The sequence below is a fragment of the Halomonas sp. AOP43-A1-21 genome, assembly GCF_052376775.1.
Taxonomy (GTDB): domain Bacteria; phylum Pseudomonadota; class Gammaproteobacteria; order Pseudomonadales; family Halomonadaceae; genus Vreelandella; species Vreelandella colorata.
In genome coordinates, this window is record NZ_JBQSWC010000025.1 from 15,113 (window position 1) to 38,685 (window position 23,573).

14 protein-coding genes are annotated in these 23,573 nt (G+C 50.1%); 13 read left to right on the forward strand and 1 reads right to left on the reverse strand.

Going from position 1 to position 23,573, the window contains the following annotated elements; all coding sequences use genetic code 11:
• Positions 1–104: 104 nt before the first annotated feature.
• Entirely contained in the window at positions 105–4,763 is a 4,659-nt protein-coding gene (locus ACT3R7_RS14105; RefSeq protein ID WP_496199246.1) for an ExeM/NucH family extracellular endonuclease, read from the reverse strand.
• Between the two features lie 276 nt (positions 4,764–5,039).
• Here ACT3R7_RS14105 and ACT3R7_RS14110 point away from each other — a divergent pair, with 276 nt between their 5' ends.
• The 13 genes from ACT3R7_RS14110 (at position 5,040) to ACT3R7_RS14170 (ending at position 23,566) form a co-directional block, all read left to right on the forward strand.
• Positions 5,040–7,376: a DUF4214 domain-containing protein gene (locus ACT3R7_RS14110; protein WP_417420228.1), complete on the forward strand. Its 2,337-nt coding sequence runs from the start codon at positions 5,040–5,042 to the stop codon at positions 7,374–7,376.
• A 155-nt stretch (positions 7,377–7,531) separates the two neighbouring features.
• Positions 7,532–9,292 (forward strand): type I secretion system permease/ATPase, encoded by a 1,761-nt coding sequence (locus tag ACT3R7_RS14115; protein ID WP_417420230.1) that lies wholly within the window; start codon positions 7,532–7,534, stop codon positions 9,290–9,292.
• Between the two features lies 1 nt (position 9,293).
• Positions 9,294–10,673 carry an HlyD family type I secretion periplasmic adaptor subunit gene (locus ACT3R7_RS14120; RefSeq protein ID WP_417420232.1) on the forward strand — a complete coding sequence of 460 codons (1,380 nt, stop codon included), beginning with the start codon at positions 9,294–9,296 and terminating at the stop codon, positions 10,671–10,673.
• Positions 10,673–12,124 carry a TolC family outer membrane protein gene (locus ACT3R7_RS14125; RefSeq protein WP_417420234.1) on the forward strand — a complete coding sequence of 484 codons (1,452 nt, stop codon included), beginning with the start codon at positions 10,673–10,675 and terminating at the stop codon, positions 12,122–12,124. The genes ACT3R7_RS14120 and ACT3R7_RS14125 overlap by 1 nt, the downstream gene beginning before the upstream one ends.
• Before the next feature lie 57 nt (positions 12,125–12,181).
• A complete protein-coding gene (locus ACT3R7_RS14130) occupies positions 12,182–13,510 on the forward strand; it encodes an undecaprenyl-phosphate glucose phosphotransferase (RefSeq protein ID WP_417420236.1) in 1,329 nt (442 codons plus the stop codon).
• 24 nt (positions 13,511–13,534) lie between these two features.
• Positions 13,535–15,370, forward strand: a complete 1,836-nt coding sequence (locus ACT3R7_RS14135; protein ID WP_417420238.1) for a DUF6311 domain-containing protein — start codon at positions 13,535–13,537, stop codon at positions 15,368–15,370.
• On the forward strand, positions 15,367–16,341 hold the full coding sequence (locus ACT3R7_RS14140; RefSeq protein WP_417420240.1) for a glycosyltransferase family 2 protein: 975 nt from the start codon (positions 15,367–15,369) through the stop codon (positions 16,339–16,341). The genes ACT3R7_RS14135 and ACT3R7_RS14140 overlap by 4 nt, the downstream gene beginning before the upstream one ends.
• Positions 16,325–16,699 (forward strand): GtrA family protein, encoded by a 375-nt coding sequence (locus ACT3R7_RS14145; RefSeq protein WP_417420242.1) that lies wholly within the window; start codon positions 16,325–16,327, stop codon positions 16,697–16,699. The genes ACT3R7_RS14140 and ACT3R7_RS14145 overlap by 17 nt, the downstream gene beginning before the upstream one ends.
• A 55-nt stretch (positions 16,700–16,754) precedes the next feature.
• Complete coding sequence (locus ACT3R7_RS14150; RefSeq protein WP_417420244.1) at positions 16,755–18,197, forward strand: mannose-1-phosphate guanylyltransferase/mannose-6-phosphate isomerase; 1,443 nt, start codon at positions 16,755–16,757, stop codon at positions 18,195–18,197.
• Positions 18,198–18,425: 228 nt separating this feature from the next.
• The gene (locus tag ACT3R7_RS14155; RefSeq protein WP_417420246.1) at positions 18,426–19,643 is read left to right on the forward strand and encodes a glycosyltransferase; all 1,218 of its coding nucleotides are present in this window, start codon (positions 18,426–18,428) and stop codon (positions 19,641–19,643) included.
• Complete coding sequence (locus ACT3R7_RS14160) at positions 19,624–19,872, forward strand: hypothetical protein (RefSeq protein ID WP_417420247.1); 249 nt, start codon at positions 19,624–19,626, stop codon at positions 19,870–19,872. Before ACT3R7_RS14155 ends, ACT3R7_RS14160 begins: the two co-directional genes overlap by 20 nt.
• A complete protein-coding gene (locus ACT3R7_RS14165) occupies positions 19,869–22,760 on the forward strand; it encodes a glycosyltransferase (protein ID WP_417420249.1) in 2,892 nt (963 codons plus the stop codon). The genes ACT3R7_RS14160 and ACT3R7_RS14165 overlap by 4 nt, the downstream gene beginning before the upstream one ends.
• Positions 22,757–23,566 (forward strand): ABC transporter permease, encoded by an 810-nt coding sequence (locus ACT3R7_RS14170; protein ID WP_496199247.1) that lies wholly within the window; start codon positions 22,757–22,759, stop codon positions 23,564–23,566. The genes ACT3R7_RS14165 and ACT3R7_RS14170 overlap by 4 nt, the downstream gene beginning before the upstream one ends.
• Positions 23,567–23,573 lie beyond the last annotated feature (7 nt).

The window sequence follows — 23,573 nt, forward strand, 5'->3', positions numbered from 1 at the left end:
CGCTATTCGAGGCATAAAAAATGGCCCCCGCAAGCGGAGACCATCGATAACGAACGTTTCGATACTGTTTAGATTGCAAGTACTGTTTAGATTACAAGTACGGTTTAGATCTCTGCCGCACTTAGGTTTAAACCCACCAGAATAGGGTCATGGTCAGAGCTGCGAAATGGATCTGGCGCGTATAAGTTTTCAACTTGGCGCTCTGTGGTGTACTCAGTGTTGTAATCGAGTGCGGTAGCTTCATCTGAGTTGATATGCCAGGTCGTGGTGCCGGTAACCTGCTTGGCAAGAGACTCGCTTGCCAACGCATGATCCAGAGACCCCCAGAAACCATCAAAGACGTAGCTATAATCGTCATCAAGTAGCTCAAACCCTGCGTCTTTCAGTGCCGTAATGGGGTCTTCCATGGCATAAGCATTCAGGTCACCCAGGATGAGGACGTCCTGATCATCACTTCCAGTGGGGTTGCTTTCCAGCCACGCGAGTAGCTCTTTCGCCGCCTCAACGCGGGTGGGGTTGTTATTACCCTGGCCATCGCCAATGTCGGCTTCGCCGTTGACCACGCTGCCCTTGGATTTAAAGTGATTTACAACCACGGAGAACTGTTCACCGTTTTCATCTTCGAAGGTTTGCATCACCGGGGCACGGTTAGCCATTGAGAAGGCGCCATCGGTTTTGGTAACGGCATCGCCTTTTGGCGAAACAGCTTGGCTGTTGTAGATAACGCCCACCGCAATGGCATCACTCCCCGGGCTTACGATATTGCCTTCAGTATCCTTGGGTGTGCTGTAAGCCCATGTGATGCCATCAAGACCTTTCATTTGCGCATCGGCATTCAAGGCATTAACAAGGGCGGCAATGGCGCTATCTTCCCCGAAGCCATTGTTTTCAACTTCCATCAGGCCCACGACATCGGCACCGCTGGTATTGATGGCGTTAACGATCTTGGCTTCCTGGCGGGCAAATTCATCAGCGCTGTTGGCGCCACGCGGTGAATGTTCCGTGCCATCAATAGTCGTTGTTTTATTGCCATTCTCATCCAACGTATTGAAATAGTTAAGTACGTTGAATGATGCAACCTTGATTTCGGCATCGCCTAACGCATCCACATCGGGTGTGGCGGGGCGCTCAGGGCCGTAAAAATCTAAGCTATCGACGTTTTGTACTTTCCATTCGCCAAAACTGAAGTCCAATATGCCTTCCAGGGTATCCAGCATATCGCCACCGCGTAGCGGGTTGGTGGCCGAGAGTTCTTCACCGTGGCGGCCATAGATAATCGGGTCTGGGTTTTGTGCGGTGTTGGCATCATCGATCTTGATCGTGCGGGCTTCTGCATCCTTAAGCCAGTCGCTATACCCTTCCACGCTAGGCGCATTGACCTCAGAGAACTGCTCAAGCCGTCCGCCAGCAGAAAGTGTTACTTCACCATAACGCCCCAGCTCATAAAGTTCGGTGACCACTAATGGCTGGCCGTCCAAGGCCTCAATAGCGATGCGCATGCCTTCAAAAGCTTCAAGCCCCTGCTTATTGCCGAAAGGCAGCTTGATGACTTTGCTTTGAGGCAGCGGCTGTTCGCGGGCCAAAATATCCAGACTTGATTGATCCGCGGTTAACTGAGTCTTTTCAAAGTACTCAGAAACATTCCCACTGATACGGATCTGATCACCGGCGGCAAGTTGCTCGAGCCACGCGCTGCTGCCGCTTCCGGTATAAACAAAGATACCTTCAGAGGTCAGCGGGTTATCGTCGTTGTCTTCGTCTTCTTCCTGTAGGAAGAAGCCATCCATGCCGGGCGTCACCATGGTAACGATCGCTTCTAGCGTGACGTTCTCACCATCTAGCGCGCTGGTGCCACCTTCACCCTGAACCGTCGAGATCAGCGTAATCTCAGGCTCTGGCTTAATTGCAACGCCAGGAGAGGCGAGGGCGGGCATGTCACCGTTATCGCCCCCAGCAGCAGAAGAGCTAGCCGCGCCTTCTTCATCTGCCTGGGTGAATGCCTGGCGGTCTACGTTCCACGAAGCGGCGTCGTTTTCCGATGTGTCGGGGTAGGCTTCAAAAGCGACTTTATTGCCATCAATGCGCGGGTCGCCTTGCCAGAGAGTCACTGCGTCACCACCGCTGCCCAAACCGGCGGCATTGTCGGCAAAGCCAATGTTAAGACTATCGATGTTACTGATGTTGCTCCAGGCCTCGCGGAACTGGGCCACGGCATCAATGCCACCATCCACGATCACGATGGCGGATTCGCCCGGTGCCAGCGTGGTGAGTCCTTCAATAAGCACGGCATCTTGCGGGTTGGCGCTGTCGTCATCGTAGTAGAGCGGGGATTCAGTAAAGTCCAGAGTGTCACCAGAGCGATTGGTGATTTCAAACCAGTCTTCGGTAATATCCGCCCCCGCTTGGCCTGGCCAGATCTCGGTGATGGCCAGGCCAATGTCGCTTTCGCCCGGCACATAAGGCGCTTCCATCGTGCCGATACGAAATGCCGTTGTTGCATTATCAGGCAGGGCGCTGTGTTCGAATGTCCAGTTGTCGGGATTGCCAATTGCCGCCAGAAGCGCATCGGCGGTGCCGTAGCCATCGGCAGTAAAGGCCGCATTACGCGCGCTGCCGACGGCAATGGCCGTCGTGCCATTTTCAAGGCCCGGCGGCAGGGCAGAGTTATTGGAGTTTGTCGCCGTTTCCTGCCACTCGCTGCTATTGGTTTGAATAGCATAGATAAACGTAGGATCTGTATCTTCGCCCACAAACGCGATGACCTGATCACCGCCCACAGCAAGGTTGAAGCTGCCATTACCTACCGCGGCGCTATTGGCATCAGAGAACTGGTCGGCGTTTTGAGTGTGAGAAATTACCGTGCCTGGGGCAACACCGCCAGCAGGCGCTGTCCACTTCACCGCACCTTCATTGGCTCGGAAACCATCACCTGTCCAGCCGGAATCCGTGAAGGTAATTTCCGCCCCTTCGGCGATACCGTGTAACACCACAAACTGAAACTCTTTTTCGCTGCCGCTAATGGCCGTTACCGCTATATCGCCTGGGCGGGGTGCCATATCCGGCAATGCGGCAAAAGCAATGTCGGTGCCAATAAACTGCTGCTGGCTATCCGGGAGATCCTTTGAAGCGCGACCATCATCAAACCAATCAACCGTGCCGCTATCAAAAAGCACGCTGGCCGAAATGCCCGCATCGCTCATTTTTACATCGAAAAGCGCTTCGGGTTTCGCGGTGAGCGCATTCGGAATGGTATTGAGATCGATACCCTCAATTTCACGAACGGCGTGGTGGCCGTCCCAGAAGTAGAGCCCGAAACCAGCGTCGTCGCCATCGTCTACTGGGCCTGCCAGAATCAGATAGCCCTTATCGCCGGCTTGCTCAATGGCGCGTACGGCTCGGCCGTCAAGGTCCAGACGCAGCGGCTCGCCGAAAGACGCCTGTGCAACGCTACCATTGACCAGGTCGATAGCATTGGTCACCGGTAGCAGTTGGGCGAAGCCATCATCTAGCGGCGCCCGCAGGCCAAGATAAAGGGTATCGTCGATAAACACGGCACCTTCAACGTTTATCCCTAACTCGAGTTTTAGTGCGTTTTCGCCTAACCCGTGCCCGTTGCTGGCATCCCAGTTGGTTAGCTGTTCGGCGAGGTCGGTAAACTGACCGGTTACGTTGATATTAAAGGTGTCAGCGCTGTCGCCTGTAATCTCAGTGGAAAAAATCATTGAGCGCTGACCACTCTCATGGGAACCCACCCAGTACTGTTTATCCTGATAGGTTGCAACCGCTTCCAGGTCAACTTCCTGAGTATCGTTTAACCCCAGCGCCCCATTAAGGTCGGCTTCTAACAGCGGCGTACCGCCCGCTTCACGGTCGAAAAGGCGCAAGATCTGGTCTTCATCATCGGCTACCAGCATTAATCGCCCATCAATCGCGATAGCGGCAGAAGCGTCCGAGGCACCCTGGTAGTAGCGCTCACCCAGAGAAAAGTCGGGTTTAGGCGTAGGCTCTAGCTCGGGTTGTTCGGTCTCTGGTTGCTCGGTCTCTGGTTGCTCGGTCTCTGGTTGCTCGGGCTCTGGTTGCTCGGTCTCTGGTTGCTCGGTCTCTGGTTGTTCGGGCTCTAGTTGTTCGGGCTCTGGTTGCTCAGGCTCTGGTTGTTCGAGCCCAGGTTGCTCGGGGGCTTCGCTTTCCAGTTGTTCAATGTACTGGTTTAGTAGCGATGCCGTATCACTATCGGCAGTATCCGTGAATCTGCTCAGTAGAGAGGTCAGTGTACGGGCAGGCTGTTGTTCAATTCCCTCGTCGCTATTGATAAATTCTTCAACGACCTCTGCATGAGTAAGCCCAGCATCCAACATATTCATCCAGTAGCTAGCACCGTCAGCATCTGGATTGCGGTTAAGTACGCCGTTATATAGCTGTGTTAACCAAGAAGCATGATCTTTGTTAGCTAGGGTTTCTGTGAATTCGACAGAGTTTTTAAAATTATTAGCAATATCTTGGAGTGCGACACCGCTGCGGTATTCCGACGCCCAGTATGCTAGGCCTTCCGGGTCAGCAGGGCGCAGTAAATGAGTGCTATAGAGCTCTACAATGGGTTGAATAAAGTCTTTAAATTCATCGCTCGCCAAAAATTCTTCAGCAATACCTAGGGTGTCAATCTCACCGTTATTTTGTGCGTCTACCCAATAGCTTAAGCCCTCTTCATCAGGTTCTCGCAGTAATAAGTCACGATACAAAGACGTAACAAGTTGTAGGTTTGTCATGCTGCTAATCCTTTTGGGGATAAGGTTGTTGAGTGACAGAAAAAAAGAAACTACTCATACAAGATGGCAATTAAATGACTGTTTGTTTGAAGCTAGATATTCATTTTCTTTTTTTACCTTTGCGCTTTGGCAGAAAAAATCGCAGCGGCGCTGAAAATGGATGTGATTTTTCTTAGCAAAATAATCGATTCTTAAAAACGTCATCTTCTCGTCATTGTTGGTGATTACGCTGTTTTTCAGCGGTTTTTCACTAATGATTAAAAAAAAGGGTTCATTATGAGTAATTATCAACTTCAGCTACTGCATGCAGCCGATATGGAAGGAGGGGGCGGGGATTTGCTTAATGCCCCGAACTTTATTTCTATTGTCGATCATCTGGAAGATCAGTACGTCAACTCTCTTTTTATAAGTTCGGGTGATTTAGTGTTACCTGGCCCTTACTTAAGCGCTGCCTCTGAGGCTAGTTTGCAAGCTGCTTTTCAAACAGCAGTTGAGGATGTTTACGGTTTAGAATCAGGCTCAATGAGTGGTATCACTGCCGCCTCAGGGCGGGTTGAGTCCCTGTTGATGGACTTGGTCAATGCAGCCGCGGTTACTCTAGGCAATCATGAGTTTGATCTTGGAACCGGCCTGATTGCCGACATGCTTGCGCCTGTAGTGAATGGTGAAAACGCATCGGATGTGGCATGGCTCGGTGCGCAGTTCCCTTATATTTCTGCAAATCTTGATTTCTCTGGCGATGCGGCCCTAAGTGGCTTAGCCACTAACGAGATTTTCTCTCACGAGGCTTTCCAGACAACCCTGGAAGAGGTATTAGCTGGCGCGAATAAGCCCAAGCTAGCTCCCGCGGTGATTGCTGAGCGGGGAGGTGAGCAAATTGGGATTATCGGTGTTACCACGCAAATTCTTGAAAGTATTTCGTCGATCGGTGGTGTGGACGTACTTTCAGGTGGCAGCAACGATATGCAAGCCCTGGCGAATATCATTCAGCCTGTGATTGATGATCTTGAAGCCCAGGGCGTTAATAAAATCATTCTCAGTGCGCATCTCCAGCAAATTCAGTTCGAAGAAGAACTGGCAACCCTGCTGGATGGAGTCGATATTATTATTGCGGGTGGTTCAGATTCGCTATTGGCCAATGAGGCAGACATTGAACGCGGGCTATTCCCCGGTGCCGGTGAGCCTTATGACACCTACCCGATTCTTACTAAAGATGCTTCTGGCAATGACGTTGTTGTCGTTAATACCGATGCCGGTTGGCGCTACGTCGCACAGCTAGTTGTTGATTTTGACGAGAATGGCCATATTATCGCCGATTCTATCGAACAGGACACATCGGGCGTGTTTGCTTCGACTGATGAACAGGTTGAGGCGCTATGGGGTAGCCTGGAAGCCGCTTTTGCTGAAGGCACCAAAGGGCAAATCGCCCAGGATTTAGTCGGCGCAGTAGGTGATTTTGTGGCCGATCAGGATGGAAATATCCTGGGTCTTACAGACGTTTATCTGGTGGGTGAACGTGGTGCTGTGCGTACCGAAGAGACCAACCTGGGAAACCTGACGGCTGATGCCAATCTTTGGTATGCCCGCCAGCTTGATGATGAGGTAATGGTTTCGTTCAAAAATGGTGGCGGTATCCGCGAGGCCATTGGTGATGTAGTCGTCCAAGGTGGCGACAGCGCACCTAGCTATCAGGCCCCGTCTGGTAATTCTGCGATTGGCAAGCCTGAAGGCGGTGTTTCTCAGCTAGATGCCGCTTCCGCCTTGCGGTTCAATAATGATTTGGCCATTTTGACTCTTTCACGCGGTACGCTATTGGACGTACTTGAGCATGCAGTAGCCGCTGCTGCACCGAATATAACAGCTGGCCAGTTTGCTCAGGTGGGTGGCATACAGTACAGCTATGATTGGAGTCTGCCAGCCGGCGAGCGCATTCAAAACGCCATTATTGTTAACGAAGAGGGTGGCGTGCACGATGTATTGGCTGCGAATGGTCGTTTAGTTGGAAGCGCAGAGGAAACGGTTAAAGTAGTTACGCTAGGGTTTATGGCAGATGGCGGTGATGGCTACCCGCTAGAAAATCGCTATGTTGATCGCATTGATCTAGTAGATAGCTATGATCTAGAAGGCAAGTTTGACTTTGCTGAAAAAGGCACAGAGCAAGACGCTTTTGCCGAATATATGGGGGCCATGTTCAGTGAAACCCCTTTCAGCGAAGCCGAAACGTCTGCCAGTGAGGATCTGCGTATTCAAAACCTAGCGGTGCGCGACGATGCTGTTTTCAGTACATCAGTTGACCCGCTGATACGGCTTTATGATGCTGCCTTTGATCGTGATGCCGATGGTAAAGGGCTTGGATATTGGTTGGAAATTAATGAAACAATAAGCGTAAGCGAAATTGCGCATTATTTTGTCATCTCCGATGAGTTTAATAATCAGCATGGTAATCTGCAAAATGATACTTTTGTTGATTTGATGTATTCCAATGTGCTTGAAAGGCAATCGGACTTAGCTGGGAAGGAGTACTGGCTTGGTGAACTAGATAATGGTGTCGATAAAGCGAGCGTAATGGTTGGTTTTACAGAGTCTGATGAAAGCCTATTACTGTTCGGGTAATGGTTTTCATGGCCTCAGAGTAGAAAGTCCATAAACACTCCAGTATGGCATCATTAAGTTCCCATAACGCCCCTACCCCTGGTAGGGGCGTTTCTGTTATGCTGCCGCGATTAATCTTCGCGCGACTATTTCTTTGATTCAACGGTGATCCCTCCATGGCAAAGCAACAGGAAGCAACGGATCTACAGCGTGCATTAAGCGCCTGTAAAGGTTCGTTTGTATCGGTGGGTTTTTTCAGTATGTTTGTTAACCTACTGATGCTCGTTCCTCCGATGTATATGCTCCAAGTATACGATCGCGTACTTACCACCCAAAGCTTCGACACTCTTGTCATGCTGACCCTGGTAGTCGTATTTCTTTTTATGGTGATGGGCGGGCTAGAGCTTGTAAGATCGCGAATGCTAGTCAGGATCGGCAATCGGCTGGACACCACTATTAATCAACGTCTTTATAGTGCAATGTTTCGCCGCAGTATTGTTGCTCCAGGCACGCAAAGTGCCCAACCGCTTAACGACCTGACGAGCTTACGACAGTTTCTCACTGGGAATGGCCTGTTTGCCTTTTTCGACGCTCCGTGGGTGCCTGTCTATCTAGGTATTTTGTTTATTTTTCATCCATGGCTAGGCATTTTTGCCACATGCGCGGGTATTATTTTATTCATACTTGCTTTGGTAAATGAAAAATCAACAAAAGGCCTTTTGGCAGAAGCCAACAGCGAGCAAATTCAGGCGCAAAATCTTGCCAACTCCAACTTAAGAAACGCTGAAGTGCTACATGCAATGGGGATGCTACCTGGCATCATGGGACGCTGGTCAAAGCGCCACCATGAATTTTTGGCCAAACAGTCCCAAGCAAGTGATCGTGCGGGCGCGTTAACCAATACGTCCAAAGTGATGCGCTTGTTATTCCAGTCGCTGATTCTGGGCCTGGGCGCGCTTCTGGTGCTTAATGGTGATATGACCCCAGGCATGATGATTGCAGGCTCCATCCTGATGGGGCGTGCGCTGGCGCCAATTGACCAGATGATCGGCGGTTGGAAAGGTTTTGTCGCGGCGCGAGGTGCCTATAGCCGCTTGAATGATTTGCTTACCCAAATACCCGATGATCAACGCCGTATGTCGCTACCGGCTCCTAAAGGTATCATTGATATTGAAAACGTCGCTGCGGCGCCTCCTGGCACGCGTATGGCAACCATTCGGGGTATTAATTTTAGCGTGGACAAGGGCGAGCATGTCGGGATTATTGGTCCTAGTGCGGCCGGTAAATCCACGTTGGCTCGTGTGCTGTTAGGTATCTGGCCAACCCAAGTTGGCGATGTTCGTCTTGATGGCGGTGAGATCAATCAATATAACCGTGATGAACTAGGCCCTTATATTGGCTACTTGCCACAAGATATTGAATTGTTTGATGGCTCTATCAGTGAAAACATTGCCAGATTTGGCAATATAGATCCTGAAAAAGTGGTTGTGGCGGCGAAAAAAGCTGGCGTACACGAGATGGTGTTAGAGCTCTCAAACGGTTATGACACCGTAATCTCTTCTACCAGCGGTGCTCTTTCCGGGGGGCAGCGTCAGCGACTCGGCTTGGCGCGAGCGCTGTATGGAAACCCTGTTTTAGTCGTATTAGACGAACCCAATGCCAATCTGGATGACGCAGGTGAGCGTGCGCTAGGCCAGGCGATCTCCCATTTGAAAGCTGAAGGTACAACGCTGTTTGTCATTAGTCATCGTACTAGCGTGCTGAAGTCCATGGATAAATTATTGGTCATGAAAGAAGGCCAAGTAAGTATGTTTGGCCCCAGAGACCAAGTGCTTGCCCAGTTTGCTAAAAAATCGCGCCCACAAGTAGGCCAGCAAAGTTCAGCTCGCCTTTCCGCTATTTCCGGTGGTCGTAGTGGCGGCAGTGAGGAGTCGTAATATGAGCAAGCATAAAGATCAACTTCCTGCGAAAAACGAAATTGATGTAACCCCTCAGGGACCGGCCACTATTGATGGTGAGGCCCAGGAAGTGTTGCCCACCAGCGATAAGGGCTATCGCAAGCTGGGGTACGCGATTTTAATTATTGCACTAGGCGGCTTCATATTATGGTCGGTGACCGCCTCTTTGGCGGTGGCCGTTGTCGCACCAGGCAATGTATCGATGGAGTCCTTCAAGCGCACCGTCCAGCACCTTGAAGGCGGTATCGTGCGCGAACTATTGGTCTCTGACGGTGACCAGGTAGAAGCCGGCCAGCCGCTGGTGGTACTGAGCGACACCCAAGTGCGTTCGCAGCTGGAAATTGCCCAGTCTCAGTATTACATCAACCGGGCAATGGAAGCGCGTTTGCTGGCAGAACAGCAAGGGGCTGAGTTGCTAGAAATGCCCGAAGAGCTCAGCTCTGTAGATAACGAGCGTGTTCAGCAGGTGAGTGCCGTACAGCAAGGCCTTTTTCAAGCCCGCCGTCAATCACTGCAAAGCACCTTAGAAGCAATGGACGAGCAGATTGTACAGATGCAAGAGCAGATTGATGGTCTGGAGTCCCGCACTCGGGTCAATAACCAGCGCATCAGCTCGCTGCGCTCTGAAGCCGAAGACTTCCGTTCGCTCTACCGTGAAGGGCTGGGGGATAACCAGCGGCTGCGCGAGCTGGAACGTCAAGTTTTGCAATACGAAGGTGACAATGCCGAGTTCCAGGCCAATATGGCCCAGCTGCGTTCGCAGATAAGCGAAAACCGCATGCAAAAAGAAACGACCCAGCAAGAGTTTCAGGCAGAAGTAGGGGAGCAGCTGCGCAACGCTCAGTCGCAAATAGCCGAGGCGGAAGAGCGTATCACGTCGTTAACCGATCAAGTGAATCGGACCGTGGTAAGCGCGCCTGTCTCTGGCACCATCGTTGGCCAGCAGGTGCATACCGTTGGCGCGGTGATTCGCCCAGGCGACCCCATCATGGACGTTGTACCTTCCAATGACGGGTTCGTGGTCGAAGCCCGCGTGCCCACGCGCGATATCGATAACCTGTTTTTGGGCCAGCTCGCCGAAATTCGTTTCTCCGCGTTCAACCAGCGCCTGACGAATATCATCGATGGCGAAATTATCCATATTAGTGCCGATAGCTTTGAAGATGAAGCAACCGGCCAGCGCTATTACAAGACGCGCATTCGCGTTACGGAATCTGGGCGCGAAGATATGACCGAACAAATGCAGTTGCTGTCGGGTATGCCAGCGGAAGTAATGATTCGCACTGGGGAGCGCACCTTCGCCAGCTACATCGCCAAGCCTGTTACCGATATGCTGGCTCGCGCTATCCGGGAGGACTAATGACACGGACGCCACGCTTTACCTTGAGTGCGCTGACCATTGCGGTTGCTTTATTCAGCCATGCTGCATTCTCGCAAAATGATGTGCCGGTTGATCAGCAGTCGTTGAACGAATTTGAAGCGCTGACCGATGCCGCCGGCGAGCCCGGAACGCTGCCTTCTTTGCCGGGCCTGTTCGTTCGTGCCTTGGAACACGATTCGGATCTGTCACGCCAGCGGTTTGAGCTTGAAGCCACGCGCGAAGAAATTCCCATGGCACGCTCACGGCTGCTGCCCCAGGTGACCGCTACGGGCGGATACCTATGGCAAGACTCGACCAATATTCAAACCGTTGAAGAGATCGACCAGTTTGGTAACACCCAGCGACCTGGTGAAATAGACGAAACGTACTGGCAAATCCAGCTCCAGCAGCCGCTCTTTAGTCTTGAACGTTGGCGTAGCGTCGATGTTGCTGGCGCTCAGGTAAGTGCCGCTGAGCTTCAGTTAGCTGTGATCGAGCAAGAGCTTGCGATGCAAGTCAGCGAAGCGTACATAAAAGCTTATCTGGCGGCTCAGCGTTCAGGCTTGCTGGAAGCCCAACAGGAATCGCTTGATTTGCAGGTGCGCCAGGCAAGTCGCGCTTTTGATCTGGGCGTGGGAAACCGCGTTGATCTGCTCGAAGCTCAATCCCGTTATGATCAGGCTGTTTCAGACGCCGTAGAAGCAGAAAACGAACTGGACAATGCACTTAGTGAGTTAGAGCGCCTGACCGGGGTGATGCCCACTTTTAAAAGCGGCTCTCCGGGTGAATTATCCAGCGTAACGCTAGATGACGAGATTGGTGAGGTCGAGCACTGGTTAGCACGTACAGGGCAAAGCTTGAGCGTCCTGCTGGCAACTGAGCAGCAAAAAATTGCCCAAGCGGATACTGGTGTAAGGCGCGCAGGCTATTACCCAGAGCTTAACCTGAACCTCAGCTATTCCGACCGCAGTAGTGATGATATTCTACGCGAAAGTGAAGACTACCGTGCAGGTGTCGAACTTAGTGTACCTATTTATCGCGGCGGTTATACCAATGCCAGCGTGCGCCAGGGTGAAAAGCGTATTGAGGCAGGGCAAGCGACGGTCGATAACGAGCGTAATCTGGCCATGCAGGAAGTCCGTCGCCGTATCCGAGCACTAAACGGTGGACAGCGTCGTCTAGAGGCTTTAAACCAAGCAATTGCTTCAGGCCAACTGTTTCTTGAGGCAGCAGAGCGTGGCGAGCAGTTAGGCCTGCGTGATTTAGTGGATGTGCTTGATGCTCGCGCCAGTTTTTACGATCAGCGTATTCAGTATGTCGATACGGTGGGCAACTACGCCCTGGATATGTTGGCACTGCATAGCGCCGTAGGTAGTTTAGCGAGTGAAGACTTAGATCGCATCATGGCGCTACTGGCCTCGATGTCCACGTCAGTGCAGGTAGCCCGGTAGTCAGCAACTATGGCCGTTATAAAAACAAGTCAAAGCAATGAATGGTTGCGGCGTGCCATGCGCTGCTTTGACGCAGGTATAGCCATAGGTGTTTCTCTTTTCGTGCTATGGCTAATGCCGCACATTGTTGTAGAAAGCAACGACTACCTCTTTCTGATCTTGATTGGCAGCTTATTGCTACCCGCGGTTGGGGAGCTGATAGGGCTCTATCAGCCGTGGCGCGGTCGCAGTCTGTACAACATGCTGGGTATTTACCTTGCCGCCTGGACAGCCACGTTGGGGCTACTTAGCCTGTTATTAGTGGCTATTCAAGAAACGCAAAGTTTCTCTCGTTTGTGGATGGGCGTTTCAGCTCTGGCGGTGCTCACCATAGGCAGCTTAATGCGCACCTTGCTTTACGGCTATCTCAAACGTCTGCGTGCCAAAGGTCACAACCTTAAGCGCGTATTGTTAGTGGGCAAGAAAGACAATATCGCACTGCTAGAAGAGAAGATCGTTGAAACGCCTCATGCAGGTTATGTCGTGGTAGGGCACTTTATTGACGAAGATGACACTACTTTTTTTCATAAGATGGCAGGGTTTGCTAAAGCTAATATCTTTCAGCGTGATTTTGATGAAATCTGGCTAGGGTATCCGCTGGTTCAAGGCAACCGTGTACGCCATCTGATGCGGCTGCTTGCCGGGATCCCCGCCAGCATACGGTTTTTTCCGGATTTACCTGATATTCGATTGTTGAATCACCGAATAACTCAAGTCGCCGGCCTTTATTCGTTAGAGCTTAATTATACGCCTTTAAATGGCCCTATGCGGCTTATCAAAGCGCTGGAGGATCGCGTGCTGGGGCTTGCGTTATTTATCATGTTTAGCCCTGTGATGCTGGCCGTGGCGATTGCCATTCGCTGGAGTATGGGAGGACCTATCCTTTTTAAGCAAGAACGCCATGGCTTAGATGGCAAGCGTTTCAGAATCTATAAATTTAGAACGATGCACCTTCATGAAAGTTCGGTAACCAAGCAGGCTTCACAATTTGATGAGCGTATTACCTCTATTGGCCGTTTTTTACGCCGCACTAGCCTGGATGAGCTGCCCCAGCTATACAATGTTCTTCAAGGACGCATGTCGCTGGTAGGGCCAAGGCCTCACGCCATGGATCATAACGATCATTATAAAGATCATATCGATATCTACATGCAAAGGCATCGCGTCAAGCCCGGTATGACAGGCTGGGCACAGGTGAATGGCCTAAGGGGCATTACTGATGATGTCAAGCTCATGGAAAAGCGCGTTGAGTACGACTTATATTATATTGAAAATTGGTCGCTGGGGTTTGATCTCAAAATTTTAGCAATGACTGTGGTGTGCGGCTTTGTGAATCAGCAGCCCTGAAAAGACAAGCGCTTAAGGAAATATATGAAAAGGATGACTTGGAAACGCTCGGTACATGTACCTGAGTGTTTGCCTGCGATCGTCGCTGGAGTATTGCTAGGAGGGCTCGCCTGGTATCTATACAATGGCATGATTGATCCTCGCAGTACGCACTGGTTGTTACGTGAAGGTGATTCTTTTCAGCATTTTATCGGCTGGCACTTTTATCGCCAAGAGGGATGGGGATGGCCGTTGGGCGCCGTCAATACACTGGCAACGGATCTGACAACCAGTATTGTTTACACAGACTCAATTCCACTTTATGCGATACCCTTAAAGTTAATTAATAGTTGGTTACCAGCATCATTTCAATACTTGGGCTTAGCGCTACTTATTAATTATCTTTTAAACGGTTATTTCGCATGCCGTTTGCTCATAAAGCTCAATGTACCTGCTGTAGCTGCAGTGATAGGGGCGATTCTGATGGGCAGCCTGCCCATTGTAACCTCCAGGGGATTAGGGATTCATGGTCATGAAGCGCTAACGGCCCATTGGCTGATTTTTCTCGCGCTGGAATATACATTGCTGATAAGACATACAACACTTTGTTCGGCGCTGAATTGGCTGGCATTATTGCTAGTTGCTGTCTTAACGCATTTTTATCTGTTTTTTATGGTAGGGGTATTTTGGACGGCGTGGTGGCTGAGACAGGTTGGTTGGTTATGGCAGCATAGTGGCAGCTTGAAGGAGCTAGTAAAGGGAAATGTTATAGTGTGGGGAAGTGCGATAATTACCCCATTGATAGTTTTATTGTGCATGTGGAGTGTGGGATATTTTTATTTGGGCGGACAGAGTGGTGCGTCGGGAGGATACGGTTATTACTCTGCAGAGCTATTGACCTTCTTGAACCCCAGCTCTTCAGCATGGTTCTTTGACGACAATTTTACCTCAATGTCATCACTTTTCTCCGGTTGGACGCCTGCTATTGAGGGTCAGTATGAGGGCATGGCTTACATGGGAGCGGGCCTCTTACTGCTTTGTAGCGTTGCGGCTGTGTTATATATCAAAAGCCCGACGGGGAGGAGCCAGCTAGCAGGAAGACCGCTTCAGGGCGGCGTGCAGAAGCCTGATTGGGTCCCCGCCATTTTTGCATCAATAGGCTTATTTCTATTTGCATTAGCCGGGCAGGTAGCATTTGGCGAGAGGGGGATATTACTTCATTATGATATTTTATTCATTCCATTTCGAGATTACCTGCGTTCAAGCGGACGCATGGTTTGGCCGTTGCAATATGTCCTGATTGTTACCGTCTTAGTAATAGTAACGCAGCGGTTAAAGGCGTTTATTTGGCTGCCTTTGTTAGCCCTTGCTGTGTTGGTTCAGCGAGAGGATTTGCGTGAATGGTATGGGTTTATACGCGACACGGTGGCAAGCCGCGTATCCATAAGCCACCAGGAGCCGCTTCCTTACAGCGTGCTAAGAGATAGTGCCTTGGCACCTGTCTGGGAAAAGAGTCGCCACTTTGTGGTATTTCCTGCAAAAGATTTTGGCCCATTAAGGCCCTATTTATGGATCGCTGCAGAGCATGATATTTCGGTGAATGTCGCGTATTTGGCGCGCGCTAATGAAGCATCAATTGAGCGCGTGACGACGCCGCATCGTCAGGCGCTCGAACAAGGGCAGCTTTCTCCAGATAATACCTATTTGATTACCGATAACGAATTAGGGCAGCAAGCCTGCGCGCTACAAGGTTGGCTATGTAAGTGGCATCAAGACGTCGCCATTGCTTGGCACCGCAGTCTCTTTGGGGTAAGTCAACAGGCGGATGGGCGAAGCCATACACAGAGTGATCAGAACGTGCTTAGCGAGAGTGAATTGTGAAAAAAAACACGCTAACGGATATTGCCCAAACTGAAATAGCGCTTGTCGTCCCGGTGTTTAATGAAGAACAAACGATCAAACTGTTTGTCGAGCACGTACACCAGGTGTTGGCAGACGTTAAATGGCAATGGAATATTCTGTTTGTTGATGATGGTTCATCAGATCAAACGCTTACAATTCTAAAACAGGTGGTTGATAGCGACCCACGTGTGGGCTACATAGCATTAAGCCGTAATTTTGGTAAAGAGATAGCGCTTTCAGCTGGGCTGCTAAATGCGCGTGGTGATGCAGCAGTTCCCATCGATGTGGATTTACAAGATCCGCCAGAGCTTATCGTGGACTTTGTATATCACTGGCGTGAAGCTCAGGTGGATATGGTGTATGGCGTACGTACTGGGCGTCCTGATGATACGGTGGCCAAGCGCCGTTCAGCCAGCTGGTTCTACCGTCTTTTTAATCGGATCACGGACACTCCGATTCCTGAAAATGCTGGTGATTTTCGACTAATTGACCGGCGTATGATAGAAGCACTGCGTCAATTACCCGAAAGAAACCGTTTTATGAAAGGCCTTTACGCATGGGTGGGATACACAAGCTTAAGCGTTCCTTATAGTCGTCCCGCTCGGATAGCTGGAGAGTCTAAGTTTAATTACTGGCGGCTCTGGAATTTTGCACTAGACGGTGTGTTCAGCTTCAGCACTTTACCTCTACGAATCTGGTCCTATATTGGTGCCCTTATCGCGGGTATTTCCTTTTTTTATATCCTTGTCATTATTGCTCAGGTGGTATTTTTTGGGCGTGATGCCCCTGGCTATGCCTCATTGATGTCTGCCATCCTTTTTTTTGGTGGTATGCAGTTGCTATCTATCGGCATTTTAGGAGAATACGTAGGTCGATTATTTATTGAAAGTAAACAGAGGCCGCTCTACTTTGTCATTGACACTAGTGATGACTATGTTGACGTTCGCTGAATTGTGGCAAATCGCCCGCTTTGGGGCTGTTGGCTTGATAGCCAGTGCGGTACATATTGCGACTGCGGCGGCGTTACTAAAGTTTTGGCCAGCAACGAACGAACTTTGGGCCAATTTAGCGGCCTATAGTGTGGCATTTACCACTTCGCTGATAGGGCATCAGTACTTTACGTTCCGGCGGCGTGCGCGATTCTTGCGTTTTCTGGCGATGTCTTTATGTGGATTTTTGGTGAATAATGGCATATTAATCACTGCTTTATGGGCAGGATTGAGTGGTCTTGAAGCGATAATTCCAGCCGTACTAGTAGCTGCGGCAAGCAGCTACTTATTGTCGCGCGTTTGGGTATTCAGTAAATAAAGCTCAGCTAGCTGGTGAGCATTAGTTTTTATCTAGCAGCCCTCCTGGGGGAAGAATGATTATTCCGGTTATTTTATCCGGGGGTTCTGGTTCGCGTTTGTGGCCGGTATCTCGTGAGCACTACCCAAAGCAGTTTTTGAATTTACACAATGAAAAACTCAGCTTGCTTCAAGAGGCTGCACTCAGACTGTCCGATGTCGATGTTGACGTACAGGCCCCTCTAATTGTTTGTAACCAAGAGCATCGCTTTCTGGTTGCAGAGCAAATGCAGCAGATTGGTATTAATAAGGTTGGTATTATTTTAGAGCCTTGCGGCCGTAATACTGCGCCGGCCCTTGCGCTAGCAGCGTTAGCCGCTATTGCGGATGGACGCGAAGATGCTCAACTGCTTGTTATGCCTGCCGATCATGTAATCAAAGATACCCAGGCCTTTTCTCAAGCCATTGGTCATGGCAGTGAGCTCGCAAGCTCAGGCAAGCTAGTTACCTTTGGTATAGAACCTAATGTTGCCCATACAGGTTACGGCTATATTAAGCGAGGCCAACCGTTAGCCGCCGGCTTTATCGTAGACAGTTTTGTTGAGAAGCCGGACCTTGCCAAAGCTGAAGAGTACCTGGCAACGGGTGAATACCTCTGGAATAGCGGCATTTTTCTCGTTGAAGCAAAAATGTACCTGGAAGCGTTAGCGATTCATGCCAGCGACATTCTAGAGGAGTGTCAAAAAGCCTTTGCCAAACGTAATGAAGACCTAGATTTTATTCGTGTTGATGTGGAGGCTTTTAGTCGGTGTCGCAGTGAGTCGATTGATTACGCAGTGATGGAGCATACTGATCAAGCAGCAGTGGTTCCAATGTCGCCAGGCTGGAGCGACATTGGTGCATGGGATGCGCTCTACGAACTGGCCGCAGAGCCCAGTCTCAATGGCAATGCGCTAAGAGGCGACGTCATTCTTCATGATACACGTAACAGTCTTGTGCATAGCGAATCGCGGTTAGTGGCGACGGTTGGTGTTGAAAATCTTGTTGTGATTGAAACCGAAGATGCCGTTCTAGTGGCGAGTCGAGAGCATGCCCAGGCTACCAAGCACATAGTCAATGCGCTAAAAAAAGCGGGTCGCAAAGAGTATCAAAGCCATCGGCGCGTTTATAGGCCCTGGGGTCACTATCGAACGCTGGCGCTAACCGATAGCTTTCAAGTGAAAGAAATCGTTGTGAAGCCAGGCTGTAAACTCTCCTTACAAATGCACCATCACCGTGCCGAACACTGGGTAGTCGTTAATGGTACGGCTCAAGTTACCCAAAGTGATGGCTACGGCAATACTGACAATTTGCGTAGTTTTATACTAGCCGAAGACCAATCGACCTATATTCCGTTAGGCACGGTTCACCGCTTGGAAAATCCGGGTGTCATTCCTCTCAAGCTGATTGAGGTGCAAACCGGCGCCTACCTTGGTGAGGATGATATTGTACGCTATAGCGACGATTATGGGCGTCAGTAAGCGGTTAATTTCGATTGAAAAAGTAAGGAAAGTTAGCTTGCGTGAGTGGTTTTACTTACGATTGATTGACTCACTGGAGCCAGCGGAACAGTTGCTTTAAGCTATGCCGCTTTATGCAACAAGTGCCAGCCAAAAGCTCATTAGATAATTCTGCGCTTTTTTGCGTAATGCCTATAAATAATTAGGTGTAACAGGCTTTTGGTTGGCTCTCTATTCGAGTCTTAAAAGATGACGCTAGGAAATTCTCTCGCTGAATTACACGCGCGCTATCGACCCCAGCGGGTTGCTATTGTTCATGATTGGTTAGTGGTAAATGGAGGCGCTGAGAAGGTGCTTCATGCGCTAATCAAAGCTTTTCCGCAGGCTGAGCTATTTACGCTTGTCAATTTTATGCCTAGAGAGACCGCTCCTTGGCTCTCAGCGCAACGCATACATACCAGCTTTCTCCAGCGCTTACCGTGGGCGCGGCGTTACTATCGGCATTGTTTACCGCTGATGCCCTACGCGATTGAGCAGTTTGATTTACGTGATTTTGACTTAGTGATTTCCTCAAGTCACGCGGTTGCCAAAGGCGTTCATACACACCCAGATCAAACCCATATTTGCTATTGCCACACCCCAATGCGTTATGCCTGGGATATGAAAGAGTCATATCTGGCAGACGCTAGTTTCCGTATCCCGTTAATGGAAACCTATGTTAGGGCGACGCTCAAACGCTTGCGGCAGTGGGATTATTTCAGCGCTACACAAGTCGACCACTTTATTGCTAACTCGCATAATGTGGCCAAACGTATCGCTAAGTACTATCGGCGTGAAGCAAGTGTTATTCATCCTCCCGTTGACATAGAGCACTACCAGCTCAGTAAGCAACCTCGCGAAGACTATTATTTGGCAGCGTCGCGTCTAGTGCCTTACAAGCGTCTCGATTTAATTATCAACGCCTTTGCAGGCATGCCGCAGCGTAAACTAAAAATCGTTGGCGATGGTCCTGAGGGGGTGCATTTGGCTCAACTGGCAGATGGTTGTCCCAATATTGAGCTTTTAGGCTACCAGACCGATGCTCAGTTAACGCAGCTAATGGCCAAAGCTAAAGGCTTTGTATTTGCAGCCAATGAGGATTTCGGCATTCTTCCATTAGAAGCCCAGGCCTGCGGAACGCCAGTCATCGCCTATGGCAAAGGCGGTGCGCTCGAAACTGTACGCGGTGACCCAGCAAATCCTTGTGCCACTGGCCTTTGGTTTAATGAGCAAACTGTCGTTAGCTTGCAAGCGGCTATCGAACATTTCGAAATGCTTACTTTTTCCCCTGAGGCATGTCGACAACATGCTGAGACCTTTAGCTACCAACAGTTTTGGCGTGCGTTAGCTTATGAGTTAGACAAGCGATTCAACAAGGATGGTCAATCACTGGCAAAGGAGAAGCAACGTGATCAAAGCGCTGATTAAAAAAACGCTGCGTTATGTACTTAAAGAACTGGCTGCTTATCCTGGTGTTCGTCGTCTTGGGCATAAAGTGCTGGCGCCCTTTCCAAATCTAAAAGGGCGCATCATTCGCTTGCTTCAGGCAGGCAGATTCGGCAGTTTCACCGCCGAAAACCCTATTGAGGGATATGGTGAGCATCAACAGCGTATAACGCATGGGCTCCAGCAGCGCTGGGGGCGTGATAGTCAATGACCACACTTTATTTTATCGATAAGCGTAAAACCTGCCTGCCAGCTGAGATACAGCAATGGCGAGAGAGCCTCATTTATCAATTGAAAGGCCAGACACAAGCGCTTAGCAACGTCTATGTGCTATTGGTTGGCTTCAATGAGCTTGAGCTGGTCGAGTGGCGGCGCATGTTACATGCGCAGGGGGTGGCGGAAGCTCACTGCTATAGCGTGCTGCCGGATACCGCTCAAACGCTGAACGAGCATGATGTAACGCTATTTGACTTGCTCATTGAACATACTATTCAAGCGCACGCGCCTGCCACGTTGATTGAAATAAGCAATGCATCGGCCGCACGCAAGGTCGAATGTAAAGAAGTAGTATTAAGTGAGCGCCCCACGCTTGCCTTTGTATCGCCCATGCCGCCTCAACCTACTGGAATTGCTTGCTACAGCGCTGAGTTGCTGCCTTATCTTGCAGTGTATTTTGATATTACGGTGGTGGTCGACCAGCCCACAGTAGCGTTAAGTATTACCGAGAGCTTTAAGGTCATTGACGCGGCCACATTTAGCCAGCAAACCGAGCAGTACGAATTTACGCTCTATCAAATTGGTAACTCGCTTTACCATGCCTATCAGTTCACGCTACTGCGCAGCTACCCGGGTACGGTCGTACTGCATGATTATTACTTATTCGACGCTGTCTGGTGGCTGCAGGAAAGTAATTTACTACCTGCAGCGCTACCCAAAAGACTTTATGCAGACCACGGCTATCCGGCGCTGGTTGCTCTTGAACATGCGGATAAAAATTCGCGTGGGCCGGAATATTATCCGGTTAACGGCCTAGTGACGGATCTTGCCGGAGGTATAATTTATCATTCCGAGCACGCACGCAGCTTAGCCAGCCGGTGGTGTAAGGGAAATCTTGAACCTACCTATATTATTCCTCACTTGCGTGAATTGCCTCCATGGCCAGATAAGCAATCAGCACGCCATGCGTTAGAGCTGGATGCCAATACCACTGTTGTAGCTAGCTTTGGTGGGATTAACCCCAAAAAGCTTACTCATAAGTTGATCGAAACCTTTCTGGAAAGTGAGCTTGCCACGCGAAATGTTAAGTTGGTATTGGTTGGCGCTCAGCATGGAGGTGACTATGGTAGTGAGCTTACTCGCTATATTAAGCAGCATAAAAGTGGCCATGCCGTTCTTATTACAGGTTACGCTGATCGGGAGGCTTATACCCGTTGGCTGGCAGCCGCCGATCTAGCAGTTCAATTGCGCACCCAGTCAAGAGGCGAGACCTCCGGGGCTATTTTTGATGCAATGGCCTACGGCTTACCGGTAATCGCCAATGCGCATGGCAGCAGCGCCGAACTGCCTAAGCAAGCGTTGCAGCTGTTACCGGATACGTTCACTGGCGAGCAACTGCTTGATGCAATACGTGCGCTCATCAATTCGCCGGACAACCGCCAGGCACTAAGCCGTCTCGGGCGCGATTATGTAGATCAAACACTTAATCCCGCGCATATTGCAAAACAGTATGCTCAGGCAATTGCTCATGCTCCAGCCCACTCAATGCGTTATCGCTTTGAAGGATTATTGGACCAGCTGGCTAGTATGCCCGCGCTAAAGCAAGCCTTAGCTGCCCACGATACGCCACACGCCCGTGCATTAAGTAAAGCTTTGTCTGATGCTGATCTTACACCGTCCGAACAGCTTCCGAGGTTACTAATAGACGTAAGTACTATCGCCTGGGAAGACTTGAAAACCGGTATTGAGAGAGTAACGAGACGTATTGCGGACCATTTATTACGCCATCCGCCTGAAGGCTGGCGGGTAGAGTTGATTCGTTGGGGGGGCGATGACTTCTATCTAGCGCGCGGCTTTGCTAGTCGGCAGCTAAATATTCCCTCACCAGGACCTGATAGTCCTATTGAGGCACGAGCAGGGGATTGCTACGTAACGCTTGAGTGGGCCCCGCCCTTGCTGAAGCAAGCAGGCCACATTATGCAGCGTATGCGCGCGCAAGGCGTACGCTTTTATTTTACCGTACACGATTTGCTACCACTTTCGCTGCCCGCGTGTTTTCCACCGGAAACACCCAGCGTCATGCGTGAATGGTTTGAAGCAATCGTTCCCTTGGCCGATGGTATTACCTGCGTTTCACGCTATACCGCGAGTACCGTAGAAGCCGAGTTAGATGCTCTAGCGCAGAAAGGTTGCTTGCCTCACCGTCCTTGGGTAAAACATTTTCATCTAGGCGCTGATTTTAAGCCTGGAAATTTGCCTGCTGCTCAAGTGCCCGCCAACGTCAATAGCGTCCGACAGATCGTTAAGCAGGCTTCGCCTACGCTACTGATGGTAGGCACTGTGGAGCCCCGTAAAGGCCATCAACAAGTGCTGGATGCGTTAGAGCAATGCTGGTCTAACGGAGAAAACATCACATTGGTGATAGTGGGGAAAAAGGGGTGGCAAATAGAAAAACTAGCCAATCGAATCGAGCGGCACCCGAGACTTGGCAAGCAGCTGTTTTGGGAGCAAGGGGCAAGTGATGAAGTACTCAATGCCCTTTATCAAAATAGTAATGTATTGATAGCCGCTTCTCAAGGCGAAGGGTTTGGTTTACCGCTAATTGAAGCGGCGCACCACGGAATAGCGATACTGGCTCGTGATTTAGCGGTATTTCGTGAAGTGGCTGGTGAATATGCCCGCTACTTTCATGCTGACAATGCCGAACAATTAGCGGCCGCTATCCGTGAGTGGGTGGCTGCCTGGGAGCAAGGTCAGATAACTTCCTCGGCCGACATGCCTTATTTAAGCTGGCAGCAAAGTGCCCAAGCATGGCTTGCCTGCGTGCTGGAAGACCAGTCAAGAACCTATTCGTATGCCCCCATGGTTAAGGATACCTTATGACGCTGGGTAATTTGGCTAACAAAATCAAAGCGCAGTTGCCGCTTATTTTGCTACTGACTCGTCAAGAGTTGGTCGACCGACATAAAGGCTCTATCCTCGGGCGTTTGTGGACCATGCTGGCGCCGCTCATCAATATTCTAGTGTTTGTGCTGATTTTCTCGACCATTATGGGCGCCCGGCTAGAGGGCTTTGGGGTCGAAGTTGATCAGTACACTTACAGCATTTATCTCATCAGCGGCATACTGGCCTGGACAGCGTTTGCAAAAAGCATCAGTACTATCACTAACTTGTTTGTCGAGCGTGCCTGGCTAATAACTAAAGTTCGCCTTTCGTTGCCGCTGTTGCCGTTTTCGGTATTACTGGCTGAAGGTGTTATTTATGCTATTGGAATGCTGTTTTTTGCCATTTTTCTAATATTGGTGGCGTTTCCTATTACTATCTGGTGGCTATTTTTGCCTCTCATATTTGCTCTGCAATTGGTCTTTACCTATGCCCTAGGATTAGTGCTAGCGGTATTGGCGGTATATCTGAAGGATGTGCGTGAGGGGGTGGCGGTGCTGTTGCCCGTATGGTTTTGGCTAACGCCGATTGTTTACGTCAGCGATATTATCCCAGCAAGAGTGCTCCCGTGGATGCAGCTCAACCCACTTTTCCAGATAATTAACGCATACCGTGAATTGGTTTTATACCAGCGTATGCCTGACCTGGGAGGATTGGTTGGCGTTATGCTAATCAGCTTTTTACTGCTAGCTATAGCGCGTTGGTTAATTTTACGTACTGAAAAAGATCTGCGCGACGCGCTATAAGGAGGCC